Annotated in this window: 20 protein-coding genes; 15 read left to right on the top strand and 5 right to left on the bottom strand. The window is 38.6% G+C overall.

Translation table 11 applies throughout. The features are described 5' to 3' along the window. Positions 1-411 precede the first annotated feature (411 nt). The 8 genes from H7R46_RS09155 (at position 412) to H7R46_RS09120 (ending at position 7,818) form a co-directional block, all read left to right on the top strand. A complete protein-coding gene (locus tag H7R46_RS09155) occupies positions 412-717 on the top strand; it encodes a YcgL domain-containing protein (protein WP_005069366.1) in 306 nt (101 codons plus the stop codon). Beyond that, the gene (locus H7R46_RS09150) at positions 710-1,096 is read left to right on the top strand and encodes a hypothetical protein (RefSeq protein ID WP_025469819.1); all 387 of its coding nucleotides are present in this window, start codon (positions 710-712) and stop codon (positions 1,094-1,096) included. The genes H7R46_RS09155 and H7R46_RS09150 overlap by 8 nt, the downstream gene beginning before the upstream one ends. Positions 1,097-1,125: 29 nt before the next feature. After that, positions 1,126-1,977 (top strand): AAA family ATPase, encoded by an 852-nt coding sequence (locus tag H7R46_RS09145; RefSeq protein ID WP_086260947.1) that lies wholly within the window; start codon positions 1,126-1,128, stop codon positions 1,975-1,977. A 15-nt stretch (positions 1,978-1,992) separates the two neighbouring features. Continuing rightward, on the top strand, positions 1,993-3,180 hold the full coding sequence (locus H7R46_RS09140) for a vWA domain-containing protein (RefSeq protein ID WP_005069361.1): 1,188 nt from the start codon (positions 1,993-1,995) through the stop codon (positions 3,178-3,180). Positions 3,181-3,216: 36 nt separating this feature from the next. Continuing rightward, positions 3,217-4,422, top strand: coding sequence for a tryptophan synthase subunit beta (gene trpB / locus H7R46_RS09135; protein WP_005069358.1), 1,206 nt, complete (start codon positions 3,217-3,219; stop codon positions 4,420-4,422). Between the two features lie 236 nt (positions 4,423-4,658). Then, complete coding sequence (gene prmB / locus H7R46_RS09130) at positions 4,659-5,666, top strand: 50S ribosomal protein L3 N(5)-glutamine methyltransferase (protein ID WP_032013215.1); 1,008 nt, start codon at positions 4,659-4,661, stop codon at positions 5,664-5,666. A gap of 12 nt (positions 5,667-5,678) precedes the next feature. After that, complete coding sequence (gene aroC / locus H7R46_RS09125) at positions 5,679-6,770, top strand: chorismate synthase (RefSeq protein WP_005069354.1); 1,092 nt, start codon at positions 5,679-5,681, stop codon at positions 6,768-6,770. 331 nt (positions 6,771-7,101) lie between these two features. After that, positions 7,102-7,818 (top strand): hypothetical protein, encoded by a 717-nt coding sequence (locus H7R46_RS09120; RefSeq protein ID WP_005069352.1) that lies wholly within the window; start codon positions 7,102-7,104, stop codon positions 7,816-7,818. A gap of 243 nt (positions 7,819-8,061) precedes the next feature. On the opposite strand, the gene H7R46_RS09115 is transcribed toward H7R46_RS09120, so the two are convergent. Further along, complete coding sequence (locus H7R46_RS09115) at positions 8,062-9,291, bottom strand: GGDEF domain-containing protein (RefSeq protein WP_005069350.1); 1,230 nt, start codon at positions 9,289-9,291, stop codon at positions 8,062-8,064. Between the two features lie 320 nt (positions 9,292-9,611). Here H7R46_RS09115 and H7R46_RS09110 point away from each other — a divergent pair, with 320 nt between their 5' ends. Continuing rightward, positions 9,612-10,364: a TenA family transcriptional regulator gene (locus H7R46_RS09110; protein WP_002113940.1), complete on the top strand. Its 753-nt coding sequence runs from the start codon at positions 9,612-9,614 to the stop codon at positions 10,362-10,364. A 48-nt stretch (positions 10,365-10,412) separates the two neighbouring features. On the opposite strand, the gene H7R46_RS09105 is transcribed toward H7R46_RS09110, so the two are convergent. Together H7R46_RS09105 and lipA are read right to left on the bottom strand one after the other, a co-directional pair. Further along, the gene (locus tag H7R46_RS09105; protein ID WP_005069347.1) at positions 10,413-11,552 is read right to left on the bottom strand and encodes a hypothetical protein; all 1,140 of its coding nucleotides are present in this window, start codon (positions 11,550-11,552) and stop codon (positions 10,413-10,415) included. Positions 11,553-11,708: 156 nt separating this feature from the next. Continuing rightward, positions 11,709-12,695: a lipoyl synthase gene (gene lipA, locus H7R46_RS09100; RefSeq protein WP_005069344.1), complete on the bottom strand. Its 987-nt coding sequence runs from the start codon at positions 12,693-12,695 to the stop codon at positions 11,709-11,711. 364 nt (positions 12,696-13,059) lie between these two features. Here lipA and H7R46_RS09095 point away from each other — a divergent pair, with 364 nt between their 5' ends. Genes H7R46_RS09095 through H7R46_RS09070 form a run of 6 tightly spaced genes read left to right on the top strand, consistent with a single transcriptional unit; the run spans position 13,060 to position 19,909 of the window. Beyond that, on the top strand, positions 13,060-14,022 hold the full coding sequence (locus H7R46_RS09095) for a thiamine pyrophosphate-dependent dehydrogenase E1 component subunit alpha (RefSeq protein WP_005069341.1): 963 nt from the start codon (positions 13,060-13,062) through the stop codon (positions 14,020-14,022). 13 nt (positions 14,023-14,035) lie between these two features. Further along, a complete protein-coding gene (locus tag H7R46_RS09090) occupies positions 14,036-15,055 on the top strand; it encodes an alpha-ketoacid dehydrogenase subunit beta (protein WP_001133051.1) in 1,020 nt (339 codons plus the stop codon). 1 nt (position 15,056) lies between these two features. Then, on the top strand, positions 15,057-16,595 hold the full coding sequence (locus H7R46_RS09085; RefSeq protein ID WP_086260945.1) for a 2-oxo acid dehydrogenase subunit E2: 1,539 nt from the start codon (positions 15,057-15,059) through the stop codon (positions 16,593-16,595). Between the two features lie 10 nt (positions 16,596-16,605). Continuing rightward, the gene (lpdA, locus tag H7R46_RS09080; RefSeq protein WP_005069338.1) at positions 16,606-18,009 is read left to right on the top strand and encodes a dihydrolipoyl dehydrogenase; all 1,404 of its coding nucleotides are present in this window, start codon (positions 16,606-16,608) and stop codon (positions 18,007-18,009) included. 26 nt (positions 18,010-18,035) lie between these two features. Next, entirely contained in the window at positions 18,036-18,821 is a 786-nt protein-coding gene (locus H7R46_RS09075) for an acetoin reductase (protein WP_032013046.1), read from the top strand. 29 nt (positions 18,822-18,850) lie between these two features. After that, a complete protein-coding gene (locus H7R46_RS09070) occupies positions 18,851-19,909 on the top strand; it encodes a 2,3-butanediol dehydrogenase (protein ID WP_005069334.1) in 1,059 nt (352 codons plus the stop codon). A 48-nt stretch (positions 19,910-19,957) separates the two neighbouring features. Here the strand turns inward: H7R46_RS09070 and H7R46_RS09065 are convergent, their stop codons facing one another. Together H7R46_RS09065 and H7R46_RS09060 are read right to left on the bottom strand one after the other, a co-directional pair. Further along, complete coding sequence (locus tag H7R46_RS09065; protein WP_002113810.1) at positions 19,958-20,869, bottom strand: bestrophin family protein; 912 nt, start codon at positions 20,867-20,869, stop codon at positions 19,958-19,960. A gap of 69 nt (positions 20,870-20,938) precedes the next feature. Continuing rightward, on the bottom strand, positions 20,939-22,210 hold the full coding sequence (locus tag H7R46_RS09060) for a sigma-54 interaction domain-containing protein (RefSeq protein ID WP_005069332.1): 1,272 nt from the start codon (positions 22,208-22,210) through the stop codon (positions 20,939-20,941). Between the last annotated feature and the right edge of the window lie 115 nt (positions 22,211-22,325).

The raw sequence follows: 22,325 nt of genomic DNA, 5'->3' as shown, positions 1-22,325 counted from the left end.
GCTATTAAACGAGTTAAGTAACATCTGGTGATGTGTAGTGAAGTAGTTAAAAGTTTTACTCAAGTGTGTATTCTTAAATAGGTGAAAAAGAAATTTATTATTTCGATAGCGTAAGTATAAATCTTGCAAGAACACTATTATCAAATCTTTGATGATGAATACTTTTTTAAAATCCAAGAACTGCTTTTATTTTAATAAAATAGATTTTGTGTTTTAATGTTTAAAATCAAAAATTTATATTGTTTTTATGAAATCTAACTTCTGTTTGGAACAAAGTTATTATCGACCTTAATCAATGTTGTAGGTTAATATTTCTCAAGAATTAAAAAAACGACTGATGCGTAAACAAACCTGCGTGTGTGTGTCGTTTTTTTTCATGTATGCTGTCCTTAGTTCAAGAGTTGATTTGAAATGCACTGTGATATTTATAGATCGAGCAAAAAAGATGAAATGTACATGTATATTGCTCGTCCAAACTATCCTGACAATACGGAACAAGCTGATCCGTTTGAAAATGTTCCTGAAGCTGTTTTACAAGCGTTTGGTCGTGCAACGTTTGTCATGCATTTAGAGTTGGCTCCAACACGTAAATTGGCGCGTGTTAATGTTTTACATGTTTTAGACTCATTACAAACAAAAGGTTTCTTTATTCAGATGCCGCCAGAAGGGTTAATTAACCCGAATGCAGTTGAACCAGAGGGCTTGCGTGGTGCGTGAAGATCAAACTGGAATAATGAATCAGTTATTCTCTTTTTTGGATGTTATTCCTGAAGGTGTTATTGCTTTAACAGCTTATGGAATAGGCGCAATTATTGCTTTGTGGTGTTGGTGGCGATTAATGCGCCGTCTTCCTACCACTTTTGGTGCAATTAGCTGGTTGATTGTATTTGCTATTTTAGTTACACCAACAGTGTCTGAAGGACCGAATGCATCTGTAGCACCTGCTATTTTTGGACTACTTTTTGGTATTTTAACTAAAGATAGTCCGTTGATTTGGTCAAATTTATCTTTAATTCTGTTTGTAGTTGGTCTAGGTTTGGTAATTGGATATTGTTGGTCAAAATATTCAACAAACAAAAGCATGCGTTCCATCTAACCATTGAAATAGAAAAATAAGGTCTTTACATGTCTGCTGATACCCAACATTTTACCGGTACAGATCAATATATCGCGACTGATAGTCTTAAGCTTGCTGTAAAAGCAGCTCGTGCTTTGCAAAAGCCTTTACTAATTAAGGGTGAACCGGGCACGGGTAAAACTTTACTTGCTGAACAAGTAGCAGAAAGCTTAGGTTTAAAACTGATTACTTGGCATATCAAATCTACAACTAAAGCGCAGCAAGGGTTGTATGAATATGATGCAGTTTCTCGTTTAAGAGACAGCCAGTTAGGTGATGACCGAGTTTACGATATTAAGAACTACATTAAACCCGGTAAATTGTGGGAAGCTTTCACCAGTGAAGAGCGTTGCGTAATATTAATTGATGAAATTGATAAGGCCGATATCGAGTTTCCAAATGACTTGCTGCATGAACTCGATAAAATGTCTTTTTATGTTTATGAAACGAATGAAACAATTACGGCAACGCAACGTCCAATTGTAATTATTACTTCAAATAATGAAAAAGAATTACCAGATGCTTTCTTGCGTCGTTGCTTCTTCCACTATATTGAGTTTCCAGATGAAGCCACAATGCGAGAAATCATTGCGGTTCATTTCCCAAATATCTCTGCAACATTGGTGAACGAAGCTTTACAGGTTTTCTTTAAACTACGTGAAATTCCTAATTTGAAGAAACCACCATCAACCTCTGAGTTAATTGATTGGTTAAGTTTACTCATGGCAGATGATATGCCTGAAGATGTATTACGTAATCGAGATACCTCTAAAGCTATTCCACCTTTATATGGTGCTCTCATCAAAAACGAGCAAGATGTACAACTTCTCGAACGCTTGGCTTTCATGTCTCGACGTTAAGGGAGGAAGTAACCCATGTTTGTGCGGTTATTTTACACCTTACGTAAATATGGTGTTCCAGTTACCACTCGTGAACTCATTGATCTAAACCGTGCGGTGAGTGAAGGTTTGGTTTTTGCTGACCAAGAAGAGTTCTATCAGCTTGCTAAAACTATTTTAGTTAAAGATGAGCGATTTTTTGATAAGTTTGATCGTGCCATGAAAGATTACTTTGATGGCATTGAAACTTTTGATATCGATGAGTTGCTTAAGCAGGTTCATAAATTACCAAAAGACTGGTTCGATTTAGAACTTCTCGAAAAGCATTTAACACCAGAGCAAAGAGCTGAACTTCAAAAAGCGGGTTCTTTAGAAGAACTCATGAAGATGCTAGAAGAGCGTTTACGCGAACAGCATAAGAAACACCAAGGTGGTAACCGTATGGTTGGCACAGGTGGAACTTCACCTTTTGGAGCTTTTGGTGACCATCCAGAAGGAGTCAGAATTGGTGGGCCGGGGCGTAAACGTTCGGCGGTTAAAGTCTGGGAACAGCGGAAATACCAAAATCTAGATGATGACCAAGTTCTTGGAACTCGTCAGATGCAAATTGCATTACGACGTTTACGCAAATTTGCTCGCCAAGGCGCAGCTGAAGAGTTAGACGTTGATGGAACTATTCGAGAAACAGCCAAACAAGGTATTCTTGATGTTCAAATGGTGCCAGAGCGTCGTAATCGAATAAAAGTACTCATGTTGTTTGATGTGGGTGGTTCGATGGATGCGCACATTGCCCAATGCGAAAAACTCTTTAGTGCTGCTAAAAGTGAGTTTAAGACACTCGAATACTTTTATTTCCATAATTGTCTTTATGACTATGTTTGGAAAGATAACTACCGAAGAACAGCAACGCGTATGAATACGTGGGATCTGTTCCATACTTACGGACGCGACTATCGTGTAATTGTGGTGGGTGATGCCAGTATGGCACCGTATGAGTTGAAATCGGTAGGTGGCTCGGTTGAATATATGAATGATGAAACAGGTGAGGTTTGGTTACGTCGCCTACGTCAACATTTTGATAAAACAGCATGGTTAAACCCTGAAACTGAAGGATATTGGCATTACACTCAAACCATTGGTTGGATTAAAGATATTTTTGAAAACCATATGTATCCAATGACCCTAAAAGGCATTGAGGATCTGACGCGTTACCTTTCTCGATAAACTTGATAACTTTAATAATTTAAAAAGAGGGATGATATGCAACATCAAATTAATGGTATTGCTTTGCCAAATGAACAGGGATTTTTTGGTGAATATGGAGGCCAATTTATTCCTCCGCATTTAAAAGAAGCAATGGATGAAATTAATGTTGCTTATGAGGAAATTCGCCATACACCAGAATTTCAAAATGAACTATCAGACCTCTTTACAAATTATGTAGGTCGTCCAAGTCCTTTATTTCACGCAAAACGTCTTTCTGAGCAGTTAGGCGGTGCACAAATTTATTTAAAACGTGAAGACTTAAATCACACGGGTGCCCATAAAATTAATCACTGTTTAGGTGAGGCTCTTCTTGCCAAATATATGGGCAAAAAGAAAGTTATTGCTGAAACAGGTGCGGGACAGCATGGCGTTGCTTTAGCCACGGCTTGTGCTTTAGTTGGTATTCCATGTGAAATTCACATGGGACAAGTCGATATTGAAAAAGAACACCCTAATGTGGTCAAAATGAAAATTTTGGGTGCTCATTTAGTTTCAGTAACACGTGGTACAGCAACCTTAAAAGATGCTGTAGATAGCGCGTTTGAAGAATATTTAAAAGACCCTAAAAACTTTATTTATGCAATTGGTTCTGTGGTTGGACCACATCCATTTCCAAAAATGGTTCGAGATTTTCAATCGATTATTGGCAATGAAATTAAAGAGCAGACGCATCATCGTTTTGGTAAAAACCCAGATTATGTTGTTGCATGTGTTGGTGGCGGTTCAAATGCAATCGGTGCTTTTACGGCATTTTTAAATGATTCGGATGTGAAATTGGTTGGGGTTGAACCAGCAGGACATGGTTTAGAAACTCACATGCATTCGGCAACTTTAACCTTAGGTAAACCAAGTCAAATTCATGGTATGGCGTGTTACGTGCTTGAAAATGAAGCTGGTGAACCATTACCCGTGCATTCTATTGCTTCAGGATTGGATTATCCTGGTGTTGGGCCACAGCATAGTTTCTTAAAAGATTTAGGCCGTGTTGAATATAGCACAGCAACTGATCAAGAATGTTTGGATGCTTTTATGACCTTATCTCGTGTAGAAGGAATTGTTCCTGCGCTTGAAAGCTCACACGCTGTCGCATGGGCAATACGAGAAGCACCAAAGCTGTCGAAAGAAACCATGATTGTGGTTAATCTTTCTGGTCGTGGAGACAAAGATTCGGATTATGTGGCAGAAAAACTTAAGCTTTAAACCAACTAAACACAAAAAGCGGTCTTTAAATATTGACCGCTTTTTTATTTCATAGGCGAAATCTATACCTGGTTAAAAGTTCATTATTTCTTAATTAAAACAAAGTATTCTGATTTTAAGCTGTGATTGTTAGAGATAGGTGTGTAAAACACTGCTTCACAAGGCAAAGCGTTGCGTTGCTTTGTCTCACTCAGTAGAATAGTCACTTTGCAAAATTTGCCTTTGGAGACGCCTAAGTGGAGCGACCGACGATTAGCCCTGAACATTTACAGGAAGCTGCTGAAAATTTATCTACAATTCGAGATTTTATTCGCTTTGGGGTATCAGCATTACGTCAACATGATGCACATTTAGGACAAGGTACTGAAGATTATTTTGCAGAAAGTTCTGCATTAGTTTTACAAACCTTATCTCTTGAATGGTCAGCAGACTCAGAGATTTTAGATGCTAAGCTTTTGCCAAGTGAAAAAGCAGAATTCTTAAGTTTGTTAGAACGTCGTATTAATGACCGTATTCCGACTTCTTATTTATTAAATTTAGCTTACTTCTTTAATAAGCCATTTTATGTGGATGAGCGCGTACTTATTCCGCGTTCACCAATTGCTGAATTAATTGAACAGCGCTTTGCACCATATTGCTTAGATGAAAATGGTCAAATGCGTGAAGCACTTAACAACCTGCCAGAAAATGCAAAACCTAAAACTCCACAGCGTATTTTAGATATGTGTACAGGTTCTGGTTGTATTGCTGTTGCTTTGGCTTATGCATACCCAGATGCGGAAGTGGATGCAACGGACATCTCTAAAGAAGCCTTAGAAGTAGCATCGATTAATGTTGAACACCACAATAAGCAATATCAAGTTGCGTTACTTGAATCTGATTTATTTGCCAAGATTCCAGCTGAAAACCAGTACGATTTAATTGTAAGTAATCCTCCGTACGTTGATGCCGAAGATATGGCTGACTTACCGGAAGAGTTTTTACACGAACCTGAGCTTGCATTGGCAGCAGGTCAAGACGGTTTAGATCTAGTGCGTAAAATGCTTGCTCAAGCGGCAGATTATTTAACTGAAGATGGTTTAATTGTCATTGAAGTGGGTAATTCTGAATGGGCTATGTGCCAAAACTTCAATACGATTGATTTCAACTGGCTTACTTTCCAAAAAGGTGGTTCTGGCATTTTTGCTTTAACCGCAGAACAATGTCGTCGTTATAGAAAATTATTTGAACAGCAACAAGCATAAGGAGTTGTACATATGGCAGGGAACAGTATTGGACAACTCTTTCGTGTAACGACATGTGGCGAGTCTCATGGCGTTGGCTTAATGGCAATTGTTGATGGTGTGCCACCTGGTCTTGAGTTAACCGAAGAAGATCTACAAAAAGATCTGGACCGCCGCAAGCCGGGTACATCAAAATTTGCGACCCAGCGCAAAGAACCTGATCAGGTTGAAATTATTTCTGGTGTGTTTGAGGGTAAAACTACTGGTACGCCAATTGGTTTACTTATTCGTAATACTGACCAAAAATCGAAAGATTACGGCAATATTGCTCAGACTTTTAGACCGGGTCATGCGGACTACACCTATACACAAAAGTATGGTTTCCGTGATTACCGTGGTGGCGGTCGTTCGAGTGCACGTGAAACTGCTATGCGTGTTGCAGCGGGTGCTATTGCTAAAAAATATTTAGCAGAAAAATTTGGTGTATTGATTCGCGGTCATGTCACACAAATTGGTAATGAAGTTGCTGAAAAACTGGATTGGAATGAAGTTCCAAATAATCCATTTTTCTGTGGCGATGTAAATGCTGTTCCTCGTTTTGAAGCATTGGTTACGTCTTTGCGTGAACAAGGCACAAGCTGCGGGGCTAAGCTAGAAATTTTAGCTGAAAAAGTTCCTGTAGGTTGGGGTGAACCTGTTTTTGACCGTCTAGATGCTGACATTGCTCATGCCATGATGAGCATTAATGCGGTTAAAGGTGTTGAAATCGGGGATGGTTTCGCAGTTGCTGGGCAGTTTGGTCATGAAACACGTGATGAGTTGACGAGTAATGGCTTCTTAGCGAACCATGCAGGCGGTATTTTAGGCGGTATTTCGAGTGGTCAAACCATTCGAGTCGCTATTGCATTAAAGCCTACTGCAAGTATTACAACGCCAGGTAAAACGATTAATTTAAGCCGTGAAGATACTGATGTGTTAACTAAAGGTCGTCATGACCCATGTGTAGGTGTACGAGCAACTCCAATTGCAGAAGCAATGTTGGCTATTGTCCTAATGGATCACTTCCTACGCCATCGTGCACAAAATGCAGATGTTGTTCCACCGTTTGCACCAATTGAACCATAGTCATAATTTTGACTATAGTAAATTAAGCCCCCATATTTAACTTAAACTTGGGGGGCTTTAATTTTTTATCATATTCGGCTCTATTAAATTTTAAATTATTTCCTTGTCTTATAATCTCTATATAAATATAATACCCGCGATTTATTTCTGAATATATTTATCTGCTTAAGTAAAAAATTAAAATCTTATTAATTTTTATACTTGCACAAGATATTTATATCTTAAAACTAATTTTATTAAAATTAGTTTTATATAAGTTTATTACATATTTAAATTTTATTACTTTAAACAAATAATTTTCAAAGTCATCATTGAAATTGGGGAAATATCAATGAATCAATGTACATATAGAATTGGCTGTATGTCAAAGGATAAACTATTGCCTAAAAACTTAGAGGCAATGATAAAAGTTATTCATGACTTATCTTTATCGTCTCAGCTATCTGAAAACTGGATATATAGTGATGATAATCCAGATATATATATTATTGATTTAGATAGCGGCTATACAAATATTCTTATTCCTAAAAAAATTAAAATTGTATTAAGTAATAATCCTGAGCTTTTAAAAGGTTATCAATATGGTCTAAAGAGACCCTTAAGGTATCAGGAACTATTAAAAATTTTATTAGAAATTGAAAATAATGAATATTTTAAAAAATCTTATCGAGAACGAATAGAAAATATAACCGCTACAGATCCGTTTGAGACAAAAATTCTATATAAACTTGTTTGTTATCCAAACTTTAAAAATATTCATGCAGAGCAGATTGTTAATGTCACTAGAGTTTGTGCTTTATTATCTATTGAATCAAAAACAGTCCAAGAAATTAAAAAATTCTTGAACTTATCTGTAGATGAAATACAAAAAATTATAGAGATTATTAAAAAAGAGGCTTATCCGAACTATGAAACGATACATGAGAATATTGTCTCGATATTGCCATTTTCAAATGAAATTGTTCAGACAGCCCCTCCTAGAATGGAGCAAAACTTATTGCTCTATTTTATAAATAAACTTTGGAAGAAGTTAAAAGGAGAATTCTGATGAACTTGAATTTTTTAGCTTAGAGTAGGTATGTATTAATCTTAACTAAATCATTCTTAATTTAATATTAGGAACTAAACAACAATATTTAGTACATATTAAATCTAGATTACATTTTAGCTTTACCACGGATGGAAAAGCTAAATAGAGAATTCTTTCATTATTTTAATTCAAAAGATTAATATCAAAAAAAAATAATGTAATCACTAGCCAAAAGTTATCCTCAATTGTTATTTGCCATTATTAAGTTAAATCTACAATTTGTTCTTCATTTACAGCAATCTTATATTGATTACGTCCATTGGTTTTTGCTTTATATAATGCATGATCAGCTCGTGCCACAAAAGCAGAAATAGAATCGTTTAGACGTGGAATTGTGGTTGCTACTCCAACGCTAATAGTGACTTGTGGTGAAACATCACTACATGGGTGTTTAATCGCAATTTTATTAATCGCATTCATTAAACGTTCGACTTGTATCAAAGCTTGCTGAGAATTTGTCATTGGGAATAGTAGTAAAAACTCTTCACCACCATAACGAGCAACTAAATCACCACTACGAGCAGCAATAGAAGAAATAGCAATTGCGATTTCTTTTAAACATTCATCACCTTTGAGATGTCCTAACGTGTCATTGTATGCTTTAAAATAATCGATATCGACCATCATAATAGTGAGTGGGGTTTCATGTCGTAATGCACGGCGCCATTCATTATCCAAGGTTTCATCTAGATAACGTCGATTGGCTAAACCAGTAAGTGCATCTTGCTGAGAAAGTAAGGATAACTGCTGCGCTTGTTGCATGAGCTCAATACGGTTTAGCTCAATCATACAGTTTTGTAAATAGTTTTCTCGATGTTGACGGTCCGTTGCATAGGCGAGGGTCATTCCCAAAAAACTACTAAAAGTGTAAGTTCGGTTTAAGAATGTCCAGTCGATCACACCATTTAAGTAGTTACTTACTAAAATTCCAACTAGTCCTCCCATCCATCCAGCAAATATGGCTGTATAGAAGCGCATACCAACAGCACCATAAATAATAACGATTGCATACATCATCGCAGCATGAAAAAGAACATTATCTTGTCCATTCTCAATAACGTTAATTAAAATAAAAGTAATTGCTACCGCTAAAGCCGAGCCAACTCCTACATAATAATCAAAATACTGATTTAATTTTTTAATAAATGATAAAATCCAAGCGATAAGAACAATTACACCAACCCAAGAATAATAGCTAAACCAGGATAAAACTTGTTCACTTGGTAAAACTTGATATATACCAAAGCTTAAAAATATATATAATATTAAAATAATAGGCGCTCTATAGCGGAACTCATAGGCAGCACCGTTTTGGTATTGAAAACGGTAAATCGTTTCAAGCTGCTTTGGAAACCATACAAAGTTTAATCCTCGTGTGGTTAATAAATCTATTTGTTCCTGTCCCAATATATTGGAACCCTGCAACTTCATAATTAATGCTCTCTATATTGGAAGTTGTCATAAAATGAGACTTATTTTAAGTAAAGTTCCATCTAAAAATATTGATTATATAATGTGTGGTTTATTCAAAATAATAATACAGATTTTTTAAAAAAGTAATGATTTTTATCTATGTTAAATGTGATAAAAATCACGACATTTCAATGATTAGCCTAATAATTATCTAAAGTTCTCCAATCCATCGAAAAAAGTTACAAATGGTCGATTAACGATTGTATCTTTATCATTTTCGGATAGACTTATAGCGTGAAATACAGATGATTGCTGTCATATAAATAGGAAAATTAGCAATGACTGCTCTAAATCAATATGGAATGAATTTAGAAATTACGCCGCATAATGGATGGTCACAACGGTTCTGGGACGACCTGTTACCAGCTAAAGAACGGGTGAGTAAACATCCGTTTTTTACGGAAATGGCCAATGGGGGATTGAGCCTAGATAGTTTCCGTTATGCTTTACTTAATTTCTATCCATTAGTCGCCCATTTCCCGTCATATATGGCTGGAGCATTGGGGAAAGCGACTGGATTTTCTGAACCGGGAGTTACTGAAGCGCGAGATTGGTTAATTCAAAATATTAAGGTGGAAGAGCGACACTTAAAATGGTATCGCGATTGGGCTGGAGGTTTTGGCTTAACAGTTGAAGAACTTGATCATGTAAGACCACCCGCTGCTATGAATGCTGTAAACCATTTTCTATGGAATATGAGTCATCGAGGCAATTTGGCAGAATGTCTGGCTGCAACAAATTTGGCGATTGAATGGGCAACTGGAGATTGGTCTATTCAGGTGTATAAAGGTATTCATACCTATACTAATCATCCTGAAGTCACGATTGATAAACGTTCTTTAGCTTGGTTGCGCGCTCATGCACATTACGATGATCTTCATCCATATGAAGCTATGGAATTGATTAAGCGCTTATGTAATGACCGTCCTGACTGGCAGCAAAAAGCATTTCATGCTGCTGAAGAAGGGCTGCGATATTATGAATTAGCTTTGGACGACTGTTATAGGGTACAGCTTCAAGCCTCTGCTTGATCTAGCCTTAAAAAGGGAGAATATTGTATGGATATTCTCCCTTTTATTTTATTCGAGCAACTTTAAGAGTTTAGTTCGATAAGGTGTTTCTTCGGGTAATAATTCAAGTAAACGTTCAACAGCATCTACACGGTCTGGTACACGACTGACTACTCGCAATAATTGATCAATATCTTCAATTTGATAAATCACATGACTCAAACGAGCATCAAAACAATCTCTCCATGCGCATAAAAAAGGACTTTCTGATTTAGCTAAGAAACTCCCTCTATAGAGTGTAAGCGTAGTTGATGTAAAACCAAGGTTTAAGGCTTGTTCGGCCATTAAAAAATCACATTGAATTTCGCAGTTAAGTCTATATGGTCGGGACTCGATAACGTCGGGTATTAAGTTTCTGAGTTGAGAAAGTTCTGCTTTTAAAGTGGTAGTACTTACAGGCCGATCACCATATAAAGCATAATGAAGTTCTTCAAGATTAATCCCTTCGGGACAAAGGGTTAGAATGCACAGAATCTCAATTTGACGTTGAGTCAATGTAAGGCTGTGTTGGTTATATTGAACTTTAGGAGTGCCGAAGGCTTTAATATATAAGATATTTTTCTGATGAAGCTGAATTGCTTGTTTAACAATGTCAGCACAACGCTCTACTGCTAAAACTCCAAGTGAATTATGTTTTTGATATTTGGTCGATAAATTCATAATTCCATAAAACTGACCTGTATTCGCATCGGTAATCGGTGCTGCATAACAGACCCAGTCTCTGACACTATTCATTTGGTTTTCATGTGAGTAAACACAGCTTGCAGAATGTGTATTTAATGCTAAACCAATGGCATTTTGACCTACTGCCTGAGTAGACCACTGGCCACCTTCGACAAAGTGTACTTGCTCTGCCGATGAGCGCATAGGGTGACTACTCCATGTCCAAAGTAGAGTACCATGAGGATCAGTCACACCAATGGCCATATCGGCATCTTCGGCAATATGCATTAAGTTGCGATGGCACTCGTGAATCGAACGACCAAATAATGAATGTTCCCATTCCTCACCCAGATCAAACAAAGGCGCTGCCTCAAGGTCAAGTGATGGTTTTTTCCCTAATTGTTTAGAATGAGATGAGGATTCCGGCCGAAATAAGGACGGGGTAGTATCTATTAAAGGCGATGATAATTGTTCTGACATATCCATATCGAAATTCCTTTATCATTGAAATGGCGTATCCGTAGCCGCTCAATAGTTATAACTTTCTTATTGTGACTATTTCCTAGTTATCTCCTTACCTTAAATAATTTCATAAGGCTTGACCATTATCCTATTGGATAAGTTTTGTTAATTGCCTAATCATTAAGATAAGACATCTTGTCGGCTAAAAGGCTTTGGCACTTCTTCTCCGAAATATTGTCGATCAGCAAAATAGCTAGAACGAACCATAGGTCCACTCCAAATATTTTTAAAACCTAATCGCTTACCGTGTCGGGTATATCGTTCAAATTCTTGTAAATTTACAAACCGATGAATAGGCGCATGTGATTTAGAGGGCTGTAAATATTGTCCAATAGTCACTAAATCTACATCATGATCTTTTAAATCATTGAGTAGAGCAATAACCTCAGCTTCAATTTCTCCTAACCCTACCATTAGGCCACATTTAGTTTTGATATCAGGACAGTATTTTTTAAAACGTTTTAATAAATTTAACGAATGCTGATAGTCCGAACCGGGGCGCATCGCTTTATATAAACGCGGTACTGTCTCAATATTATGATTAAACACATCGGGTGGTGATAAGCTTAATGTAGAGAGTGCTGTTTCTAAACGGCCACGAAAGTCCGGAACTAAAATTTCAATTAGCGTATCTGGACAACGGTTTCTGATTTCTTCAATACACTTCACAAAATGTGCTGCACCACCATCGTGTAGATCATCACGGTCTACAGAGGTAATGACTACATATTTTAAGTTTAGGTTAGCGACCGTCTCAGCTAGATGTTTAGGTTCATTTTCATCTAAAGGCATTGGACGACCATGTGCTACATCGCAGAAAGGGCAACGTCTTGTACAAATATCTCCCATAATCATAAATGTTGCCGTACCACCACCAAAACATTCAGGTAGATTTGGACATGCGGCTTCTTCGCAAACACTATGTAGCTTTTGTTGGCGTAATAAATTTTTGATACGTTGAATTTCTTCGAAATCAGTTATTTTTGCTCGAATCCATTCAGGCTTTTTAGGTAATTCTTCGGTAGGTAAAATTTTAATAGGAATACGAGAAACTTTATCTATTCCTCTTAACTTAATACCTGTCTCTATTTGCCTTTTTAAGTCCATATATGAAATTCCATTTTATATTAAATAAATTTGCAACTAGACTGGTTATAATAAAAAACCTTATTTCTATAAATAAGAAATAAAGAATTTATTAATGCGTATAGTGCACAGCAAATATTATAAATTAATAAAGGTTGGTTAAAGGTTTGTTTCACAAGCCAATGAAATGTATTAAAATTTTTTAATTTTATTTTTGCTGTACAAGTTTTTGAAAAATAAAAAATAATATCCATAAAAACCATTTAAAACTTTTTAGTCTAATAGCATATTAAATTAAATTGAGCTTTATTATTTATAGCGAAATATATAACTCTCGCTGAAACTTGGTTGATTTTTAATAATCAAGATAATAAAGGAAAAGGATATGCAATTAACGGAAGAGCAATTACTCGCAGCATATAAACGCATGCGCGATATTCGTGAATTTGAGGATCGACTTCACGAAGAAAATACCAATGGTGATATTCCTGGCTTTATTCACTTATACAGTGGTGAAGAAGCTGTAGCAGTCGGGATTTGCGAAAATTTAACCGACAAAGACTATATCACTTCAACACACCGTGGACATGGACACTGTATTGCAAAAGGCTGTGACATTCACGCCATGATGCTGGAAATTTTCGGTAAAGATGACGGGCTATGCCGTGGAAAAGGCGGTTCTATGCATATTGCCGATTTAGATAAAGGTATGCTCGGTGCCAATGGGATTGTGGGTGGTGGACCTCCTTTAGCTATTGGTGCGGCGTTGACAGCGAAAACCTTAAAGACTGGTGGTGTCGGACTGTCTTTTACAGGTGACGGTGGCTCAAACCAAGGCCTTACTTTTGAAGCGATGAACATGGCTGTTGTACTTAAACTTCCAGTAATTTTCGTTTTTGAAAATAACGGCTTTGGTGAAGGAACAGGGCATGATTACGCAGTAGGAAGCAAGGACATTGCTGGTCGTGCAGCAGGTTTTGGTTTACCTGCAGTTAAAGTTGATGGGACCGATTTCTTTGCCGTCTATGAAGCTGCTCAAACTGCCATTGAACGTGCACGTCGTGGTGAAGGTCCGAGTGTTATTGAAACCATTACGAACCGCTTTTATGGCCACTTCGAAGGTGACCCTGGCTTGATTCGTTCTAAGGAAGAAGTCGAGTTTATTAAAGAGAACAAAGATCCTTTGAAAATTTTCCGCGAAAAAGTCAAAGGCAAAATTGATGAAGCCAAACTAGACGAGATTGATGCAGATTCTAAGGCAAATGTTGATGATGCCGTTGCTAAAGCTCGTGCTGCGGCATACCCAAAACCAGAACAACTCCTTACTGACGTCTATGTCTCTTACTAAAGGAATAGTAAAGATGCCAAATAAAAGTTTTCGTAATGCAATTAAAGAAGCCATTGAATCAGAAATGCGTCGTGATCCAACCGTATTTGTTGTTGGTGAAGATGTTCGTGGTGGACACGGCGGTAAAAATACCGAAGAGAACGAGCTTGAAGGCTTCGGTGGGGTACTTGGTGTAACCAAAGGGTTATGGACGGAGTTTGGTTCAGAACGTGTGATTGATACACCAATTACCGAGTCTGCAATTATCGGTATGGCTGCCGGTGCGGCTGCAACAGGTTTACGTCCTGTTGCTGATTTAATGTTTATGGATTTCTATGGCGTGTGTCATGACATGCTCTATAACCAAGCCGCTAAATTCCGTTATATGTTTGGCGGAAAAGCAAAAGCACCAATGGTTGTACGTGGCATGATTGGCGCTGGTTTTTCTGCGGCAGCCCAGCATTCTCAGTCACCATATAACGTATTTGCTGCGGTTCCAGGCTTAAAAGTTGTAGTGCCATCTAGCCCATATGATGTGAAAGGGCTGTTAATTCAGGCTATTCGTGATGATGACCCTGTAGTGTTTTGTGAACATAAAATGCTTTATGACATTAAAGGCGAAGTTCCAGATGATGCCTATACCATTCCTTTTGGTGTAGCAAATTACACCCGTGAAGGGACAGACGTGACCATTATTGCTTTAGGCCTGATGGTACACCGTGCCAATGAAGTAGCAGACAAACTAGCAAAAGATGGCATTTCGGTTGAAGTGGTCGACCCTCGCACAATTTCACCTCTGGATGAAGAAGGAATTTTAGAGTCTGTTGCGTCGACTGGACGTGTGGTTATTGTCGATGAATCAGCTGCACGTTGTGGCTTTGGTCATGATGTGGCTGCACTGATCGCGCAAAAAGGTTTCCACTATTTAAAAGCACCTGTTGAACTCGTAACGCCACCACATACGCCTGTTCCATTCTCTCCGGTTTTAGAAAAAGAATGGATTCCAAGTGTAGAGCGTATTGAGCAAGCTGTGCGAAAAACATTGGAGGCTTAGGATGAGCGAAATTAAAACGCTGGAGATCCCAAAATGGGGATTATCCATGGAAGAAGGCACGATCGCCCAATGGTTGATTAAAGAGGATGATAGCTTTAATAAGGGCGATGAAATTTGTGAAATTGAAACCACAAAAATCGTCAATGTATTAGAAGCGCCTTTTGCGGGAACTCTCCGTAAAATTTTAGCGAAAGATGGTGATACTTTACCTGTTGGTGGTCTTATTGCTGTATGTGCTGAAAGCCAAGTTTCTGATGCAGAAATTGAGCAGTTTATTGCATCACTAGGTGGTTCAGCAGCTAAGGCCCCCGAAGCACCTTCGGAACAAAGTAAACCGGAAACATCTGCACCTGTTGCTGAAAAAGCCGAACAACCACAGTCTGTAGCTGCAAGTGCTCCAGCTCCTGCAAAGGTAGCTAAAGGTGACTATGCTGTACCGGAGTCATTGCAAGGCTATCAAACATCTGATGATTTGTTTGCAACACCACATGCGTTAAAGCTTGCAGAAAAGCACAATGTAAACTTGGCAAAAGTCACGGGTTCTGGTCGTGAAGGACGTATTAGTGTTCAAGACATCCAAAAAGCTGTGCAAGCTGCTGGTGGTCAGTGGCCTGATGTTAAGCAGCAAACTCAAGCTAAAGTGGTTAAATCTACAGCCGATGATAGCCAAGTTTTAGCGACACCTGTAGCACGTCGTTTAGCAAAACAATGGGGTATTAACCTAAATGACTGCCGTGTTTCAGGTACTCGTGGCCGTGTCTGCAAAGAAGATGTTGAAGCAGTTTACTATCGTAACAATCCAACGTCGGTAAATGAACAATCTGCTCAATGTGCTGTTACTCAACCACAATCAACAATTACGACTGTGGCGATGAATGGGATGCGTAAAGCGATTGCTTCACGCTTACAAGCTGCAAAACGTAATGCACCGCATTTCCGCTTAGTGGTCGATCTCAACGTAGAGGCTTTGCAAAAATTACGTAAGCAGATTAATGAAACGGTTCCTCAAGTCAAACTTTCTATTAATGACATGCTAATTAAAGCAGCTGCTGCGGCACTGATTAAAGTACCTGAAGTGAATGTTCAATTTGATGAGGCGACTCAATCAATTTTACAGTTCTCTCAAGCGGATATTTCGGTGGCTGTAGCGATTCCAAACGGTTTAATTACACCCATTGTGAAAGCTGCAAATCAGAAGTCTTTAGCACAGATTTCCGATGACATGCGTGATTTGGCAACCCGTGCTAAGACTGGCAAGTTACAACCTGACGAGTTTCAGGGGGGGAGCTTTAGCATTTCAAATTTAGGAATGTTAGGCATTAAACAGTTCGATGCCATTATTAACCCACCGCAAGGTGCAATTATGGCATTAGGTGCTTCGGAATCTCGCGCTGTTGTCGAAAATGGCAATGTAGTGGTTCGTGAGATTGTCACAGCGACGTTGTCATGCGATCACCGAGTTATTGATGGCGCAGTTGGGGCGAAATTCTTGGCCAGCTTTAAGCAGTTTGTTGAAAACCCTGCTTTAATTTTGGTGTAGGAGAACCCGCATGTCAGAAGCTCAATTTGATTTAATTGTGATTGGCGCGGGACCGGGTGGGTATGTGGCTGCAATTCGTGCAGCCCAGCTCGGGTTAAAAACCGCAATTGTAGAAGAGCAACATTTAGGCGGAATTTGTCTAAATTGGGGCTGTATTCCAACTAAAGCTTTGCTTGCAGGCGCAGAGCTTGCAACTCAGTTTAAACATGCTGGACAGTTTGGTTTTCAGGTATCTCAACTCGATTTTGATATTCAAAAGCTTGTACAACATAGCCGACAAGTTTCAGCACAGCTGGTACAAGGCATCGATTACTTACTTAAAAACAATCAGGTGACGGTTTTTAATGGTCGTGCTCAGCTTACGGCTAAAGAAAAAATTGAAGTGACCGATGCTCAAGGTAACAGTCAGGCTTTGAGTGCGCCCCATATTATTTTGGCAACTGGAGCTAAAGCTCGACATGTTTCTCAGCTTCCTGTCGATGGAACATATGTCTGGAGCTATAAAGAAGCACTTGTTCCAGAACAGTTACCAAAAAGTTTAATGGTTGTGGGCTCGGGTGCAATTGGTAGTGAATTTGCTAGCCTTTATCAAGACTTGGGATGTCAGGTCACGCTTATTGATTTAGCTAAGCAAATTTTACCGACCGAAGATGCAGAGGTTGCTCAATTTGTTAGAAAACAATTTGAACAAAAAGGTATGAAAGTCTTAACCGATGCTGTCGTTCAAAGTATTCAGATTGAAAATGAGCAAGTCCACTGTGTAGTTGAAACGGCAAATGATGTTCAAACGCTTGTTTTTGACCGCGTGCTTTCGGCAATTGGTGTACAGCCGAATACCACAGGGCTAGGACTAGAACGTTTAGGTGTAGAACTCAATCGACAAGGTTTTGTGGCAATTGATGACTATTGTAAAACCAACGTAGCAGGGCTTTATGCCATCGGTGATGTGGCTGGTGCACCGTGTCTTGCCCATAAAGCAAGCCATGAAGCCATGATATGTGTCGAGAAAATCGCTGGTGTAGCAAACGTCCATTCACTCGATCGTAGCCAGATACCGGGTTGTATTTTTACACATCCACAAGTGGCGAGTATTGGTTTAACGGAAAATGCAGCAAAAGCTCAGAATCTACCTATACGAATCGGTAAGTTTTCTTTAACTGCAAATGGTAAAGCTTTGGCAATTGGAGATGCGTCAGGTTTCGTTAAAACGGTGATACATGCAGAAACGGGTGAATTACTTGGTGCACATATGGTGGGTCATGAAGTGACCGAACATATTCAAGGCTTTGCGATTGCGAAATATCTAGAAGCAACTGATGAAAGTTTAGCTCAAGTGATTTTCCCACATCCAACATTATCAGAAGCCATGCATGAATCCATTTTGGCTTCAATGCAACGAGCGATTCATATGTAGAAATTCTAAATTTACAGGAGTTGAACATGGTTAAGGGATTAAAAAATAAAGTCGTTTTAGTGACTGGGGCAGCTCAAGGCATTGGCCGTGGGATTGCCCTGCGCTTGGCGCAAGAAGGAGCACATATTGCATTAATTGATATGAAACAAGATCAACTGAACGATGTGCAGCAGGAAATTCAAGCTTTAGGTGTAAATGCGAGCATATTTATTGCTAATGTAAGTGACCGCGAGCAAGTGTATGCCGCTATAAATCATGCTGAGCAGACACTTGGTGGGTTTGATGTCATGATTAATAACGCTGGAATTGCACAAGTACAAGCGATTGCGGATATCACACCTGATGAATTCCAAAAAATTGTTGATATTAATATTGGCGGCGTGCTGTGGGGAATACAGGCTGCTGCTGCAAAATTTAAGCAACGTCAACATAAAGGAAAAATCATTAATGCTTGCTCAATTGCAGGCCACGATGGGTTTGCTTTACTCGGTATTTACTCGGCAACCAAATTTGCGGTACGAGCACTTACCCAAGCTGCGGCAAAAGAATATGCCAGTCACGGTATTACGGTAAATGGATATTGCCCTGGAATTGTGGGAACTGATATGTGGGTTGAAATCGATAAACGTTTTGCTGAAATTACCGGTGCCGCAATTGGTGAAACTTATAAAAAGTATGTGGAAGGTATTGCTTTAGGTAGAGCCCAAACACCAGACGATGTAGCCGCATTAGTTGCTTTTCTGGCAAGTAATGATTCGGACTATATTACGGGTCAATCCATTTTAACGGACGGCGGCATTGTCTATCGCTAAAACAAAATCCTGATTTGAGGGAGATAATAATGAAAGCAGCGCGTTTTTATGACAGAGGCGATATTCGCATTGAAGATATCCCTGAACCAGAAGTCACTCCCGGCACTGTAGGCATTAAGGTGGCTTGGTGTGGAATCTGTGGTACAGATTTACATGAGTTTATGGAAGGGCCAATTTTTATTCCCCCGTGTGGACATCCGCATCCTATTTCAGGCGAATCTGCACCGATTACTATGGGCCATGAGTTTTCAGGTGTCGTCTATGCTGTAGGTAAAGGTGTTGATGATATTGAAATTGGTCAGCATGTCGTCGTAGAGCCTTATATTGTGTCCGATGATGTGCCGACTGGACCGGGCGATAATTATCATCTTTCCAAAAATATGAACTTTATTGGTTTAGGCGGACGTGGCGGTGGTTTATCGGAGAAAATTGCGGTTAAACGCCGTTGGGTGCATCCAATTTCCAATAAAATTCCGCTAGATCAGGCGGCACTAATTGAACCGTTATCGGTAGGTCATCATGCCTATGTGCGCAGTGGTGCAAAGGCTGGTGATATTGCACTGGTTGGTGGTGCAGGCCCCATTGGTTTGTTGCTTTCGGCAATTTTAAAAGCCAAAGGTCTTAAGGTCATCATTACCGAACTAAGTGCCAAACGTAAAGAAAAAGCCAAAGAGTCGGGAGTTGCAGATTATATTTTAGACCCGTCAGAAGTTGATGTTGTTTCTGAGGTCATGAAAATTACTAATGGTGATGGTGTCGATGTCGCGTTTGAATGTAGTAGCGTTAACAAGGTATTAGATACTTTGGTTGCGGCAGTGAAACCAACAGGAGTTATAGTTATTGTTTCGATTTGGAGCCATCCAGCATCAATTAATGTGCATAGTGTAGTAATGAAAGAGCTTGATGTACGAGGCACTATTGCCTATGTAAATGACCATGAGGAGACTATTAAACTGGTTGAAGAAGGTAAAATAAATCTTGAACCTTTTATTACGCAGCGCATTCAACTGGATGATTTGATTTCACAAGGTTTTGAAACCTTAATTCATAACAATGAATCAGCCGTTAAGATTATCGTACATACATAAATAGACACTTAAGCCTATAAAAAAAGAGCGATGATTTGCTCTTTTTTATTAAAGTAAATTGTTGTTTTGGGCTTCAATAATAGGGGGTAATGGCTGTCCTAAAGAGCTTAGAGACTCTCTTTCAATCAAACGTACAATTGAATCGAGCGGTAAATCGTTTTCTTGTAAACCAAAAGGTTCTTCAATTTGAGCACTTAAAGCATCTAGCCCTAAAAACATATAAGCGATTAAGCCAACAATAAGCGGTGTCCAAATACCTAAAGCTGCTTCAAGGCTAAACGGTAATATGAAACAGAAACAATAAACAGCGCGATGTAAAAGTACTGAATATGAGTAGGGTAAAGGTGTCCCAGCAATACGGTCACAACCCGCTTGAATATTGCCTAGCTCAATAATATGTCGATTTAGCGTGCTATAGATAATGTCACTAATTTCGCCGTCTTTTAGTATTTTAACTAAATCTTTTTGAATATTTTCGAGTACAAACTGAGGGGCATTAATATGCTCATTTAAATAATTAAGTGAAGAATTATTTAAATAGGCATGTTCAAGAAATTTTGTGGGTTCGACTGTTTGTTGACGTAAACGATCACGCAGTAAATTACTAAAAATTAAGACCTGATGAATTAAATGTTCACGTTGTTCATTGGTTAGAACATGGCTATCTCTAACAATATGTCTAGCATTGGCAATTAGTGCACCCCAAAGTTTGCGACCTTCCCACCATCGGTCATAACACGCATTATTTCGAAAACCCGTACAAATCGAAAGAATCACACCAAAGATGGTAAATCCGATCGCGGGTACGGTAGGAATTTGAATCCAATGATAATAAGAGAGCCAGACCACACATGCTGAAATAAGTACAACAAAACTCAGTGCAGGCAAAACCTTCGGCAAAATTGTTCCTTTCCAAGCAAATAATAATTTAAATACATTGCTTTTATCACGGACAATCATATAAAGCCTTTGAACTAACGAACCTAACCAAGTGCAATATGATACGCCTTAGATGAGCTAAATACCTAGCTAAAGCTTATGCTTTTGTCTGTATCGCCAAAGAGTAGTACGGCTAATACCAAAAATATTCGCGACCATATTCAAGTTATGGTTATATTTTTCTAAAGCTGCTTGTACATTTTCTGGACTAAGCTCTGTATTTGTCTCGGGTAATTTAACGTAATCCTCCGCATTTAAGAGTTCATTTGGTAAGTCTTCGACTTCAATTTCATCTTTACCATTTGCCATGGTTAAAGCATAAAGAAGGGTGTTTTTAAGCTCACGAACATTTCCTGGCCAGTCATAATTTAAAAGAACTTGCATGGCTTTTTGATTGACATGACGAGGCATGGTGTCGAGTTGAGTTGAGCTCTCTTTTAAAATCTGATCGACAATGAGAGGAATATCGACTTTCCGCTCTCTGAGTGGTGGTATAAAAATTGGAATCACACGCAAACGGTAGAGTAAATCATGACGGAAACGCCCAGCCTTAGCCTCTTCGCGTAGCGCCTTATGCGTTGCAGTGATAATACGGATATTGGCTTGAATTGGTTTTTCACCACCTACAGGAGTAAATTCACCTGTTTCTAACACCCGTAATAATTTAGCTTGAAGCTCTAAAGGAATCTCGGCAATTTCATCTAGAAACAGTGTTCCACCTGCGGCACGTTCAAAAACGCCTTTATGGTCACGAATTGCTCCCGTAAAAGCACCTTTCACATGTCCAAAAAGTTCACTCTCTAGAATATTGGCATTAAGAGCTGCACAGTTAATCGCTACAAAAATCTTATTTTTACGTTGGCTATAATCATGAATTGCTTGTGCTACAAGTTCTTTGCCGCTACCAGATTCGCCGCGGACGAGTACTGGAAACTCAGTAATTGCCACTCTTTGAATAATTGAAAACATACGCGCCATTTCTGGTGAACAACTATTAAAAACTTTAGCCAAGTCTTGCAATTGTTCTGTTAGCTCTCCTTGATCAGCAATATCATTCTCTATGCTAACGGGCTGTAGAATATGCAATTTCCCGATAATGCGATGCTCTGCGATGTAAATATCATTTTCTTGATAGATAAATCGCTTTCTCATTTTAGAAGTATTGATTTCGAGATATTGATTGTGATGGTCTTGAGTAAGCGCTGCCATGCTCTCAACAGAAATGTCATCTGTATTAAATTTATAGTGAATTGCTTGAGTCGTTGTTTCTGCTAAAAACAGACTCGCATTTGGGAATAAAGCTTTTAATTGCTCAAATAAAATATAAAAATCTTGTTCTGACTCAAAATTTAACTTTGCCATTTCATATGTTTCACAATCGTTTCATTGAAACATACTTGAGTTTCATAGGAACATCAAGCTGCGTTTGTTTTCTAACTTTAATTTCATTTTTTATTTTAAATATTTGATTTTTATA

Source organism: Acinetobacter sp. BEC1-S18-ESBL-01, from assembly GCF_014169935.1.
Lineage (GTDB): Bacteria > Pseudomonadota > Gammaproteobacteria > Pseudomonadales > Moraxellaceae > Acinetobacter > Acinetobacter pittii.
This window is presented reverse-complemented; position numbering and strand designations above follow the sequence as displayed.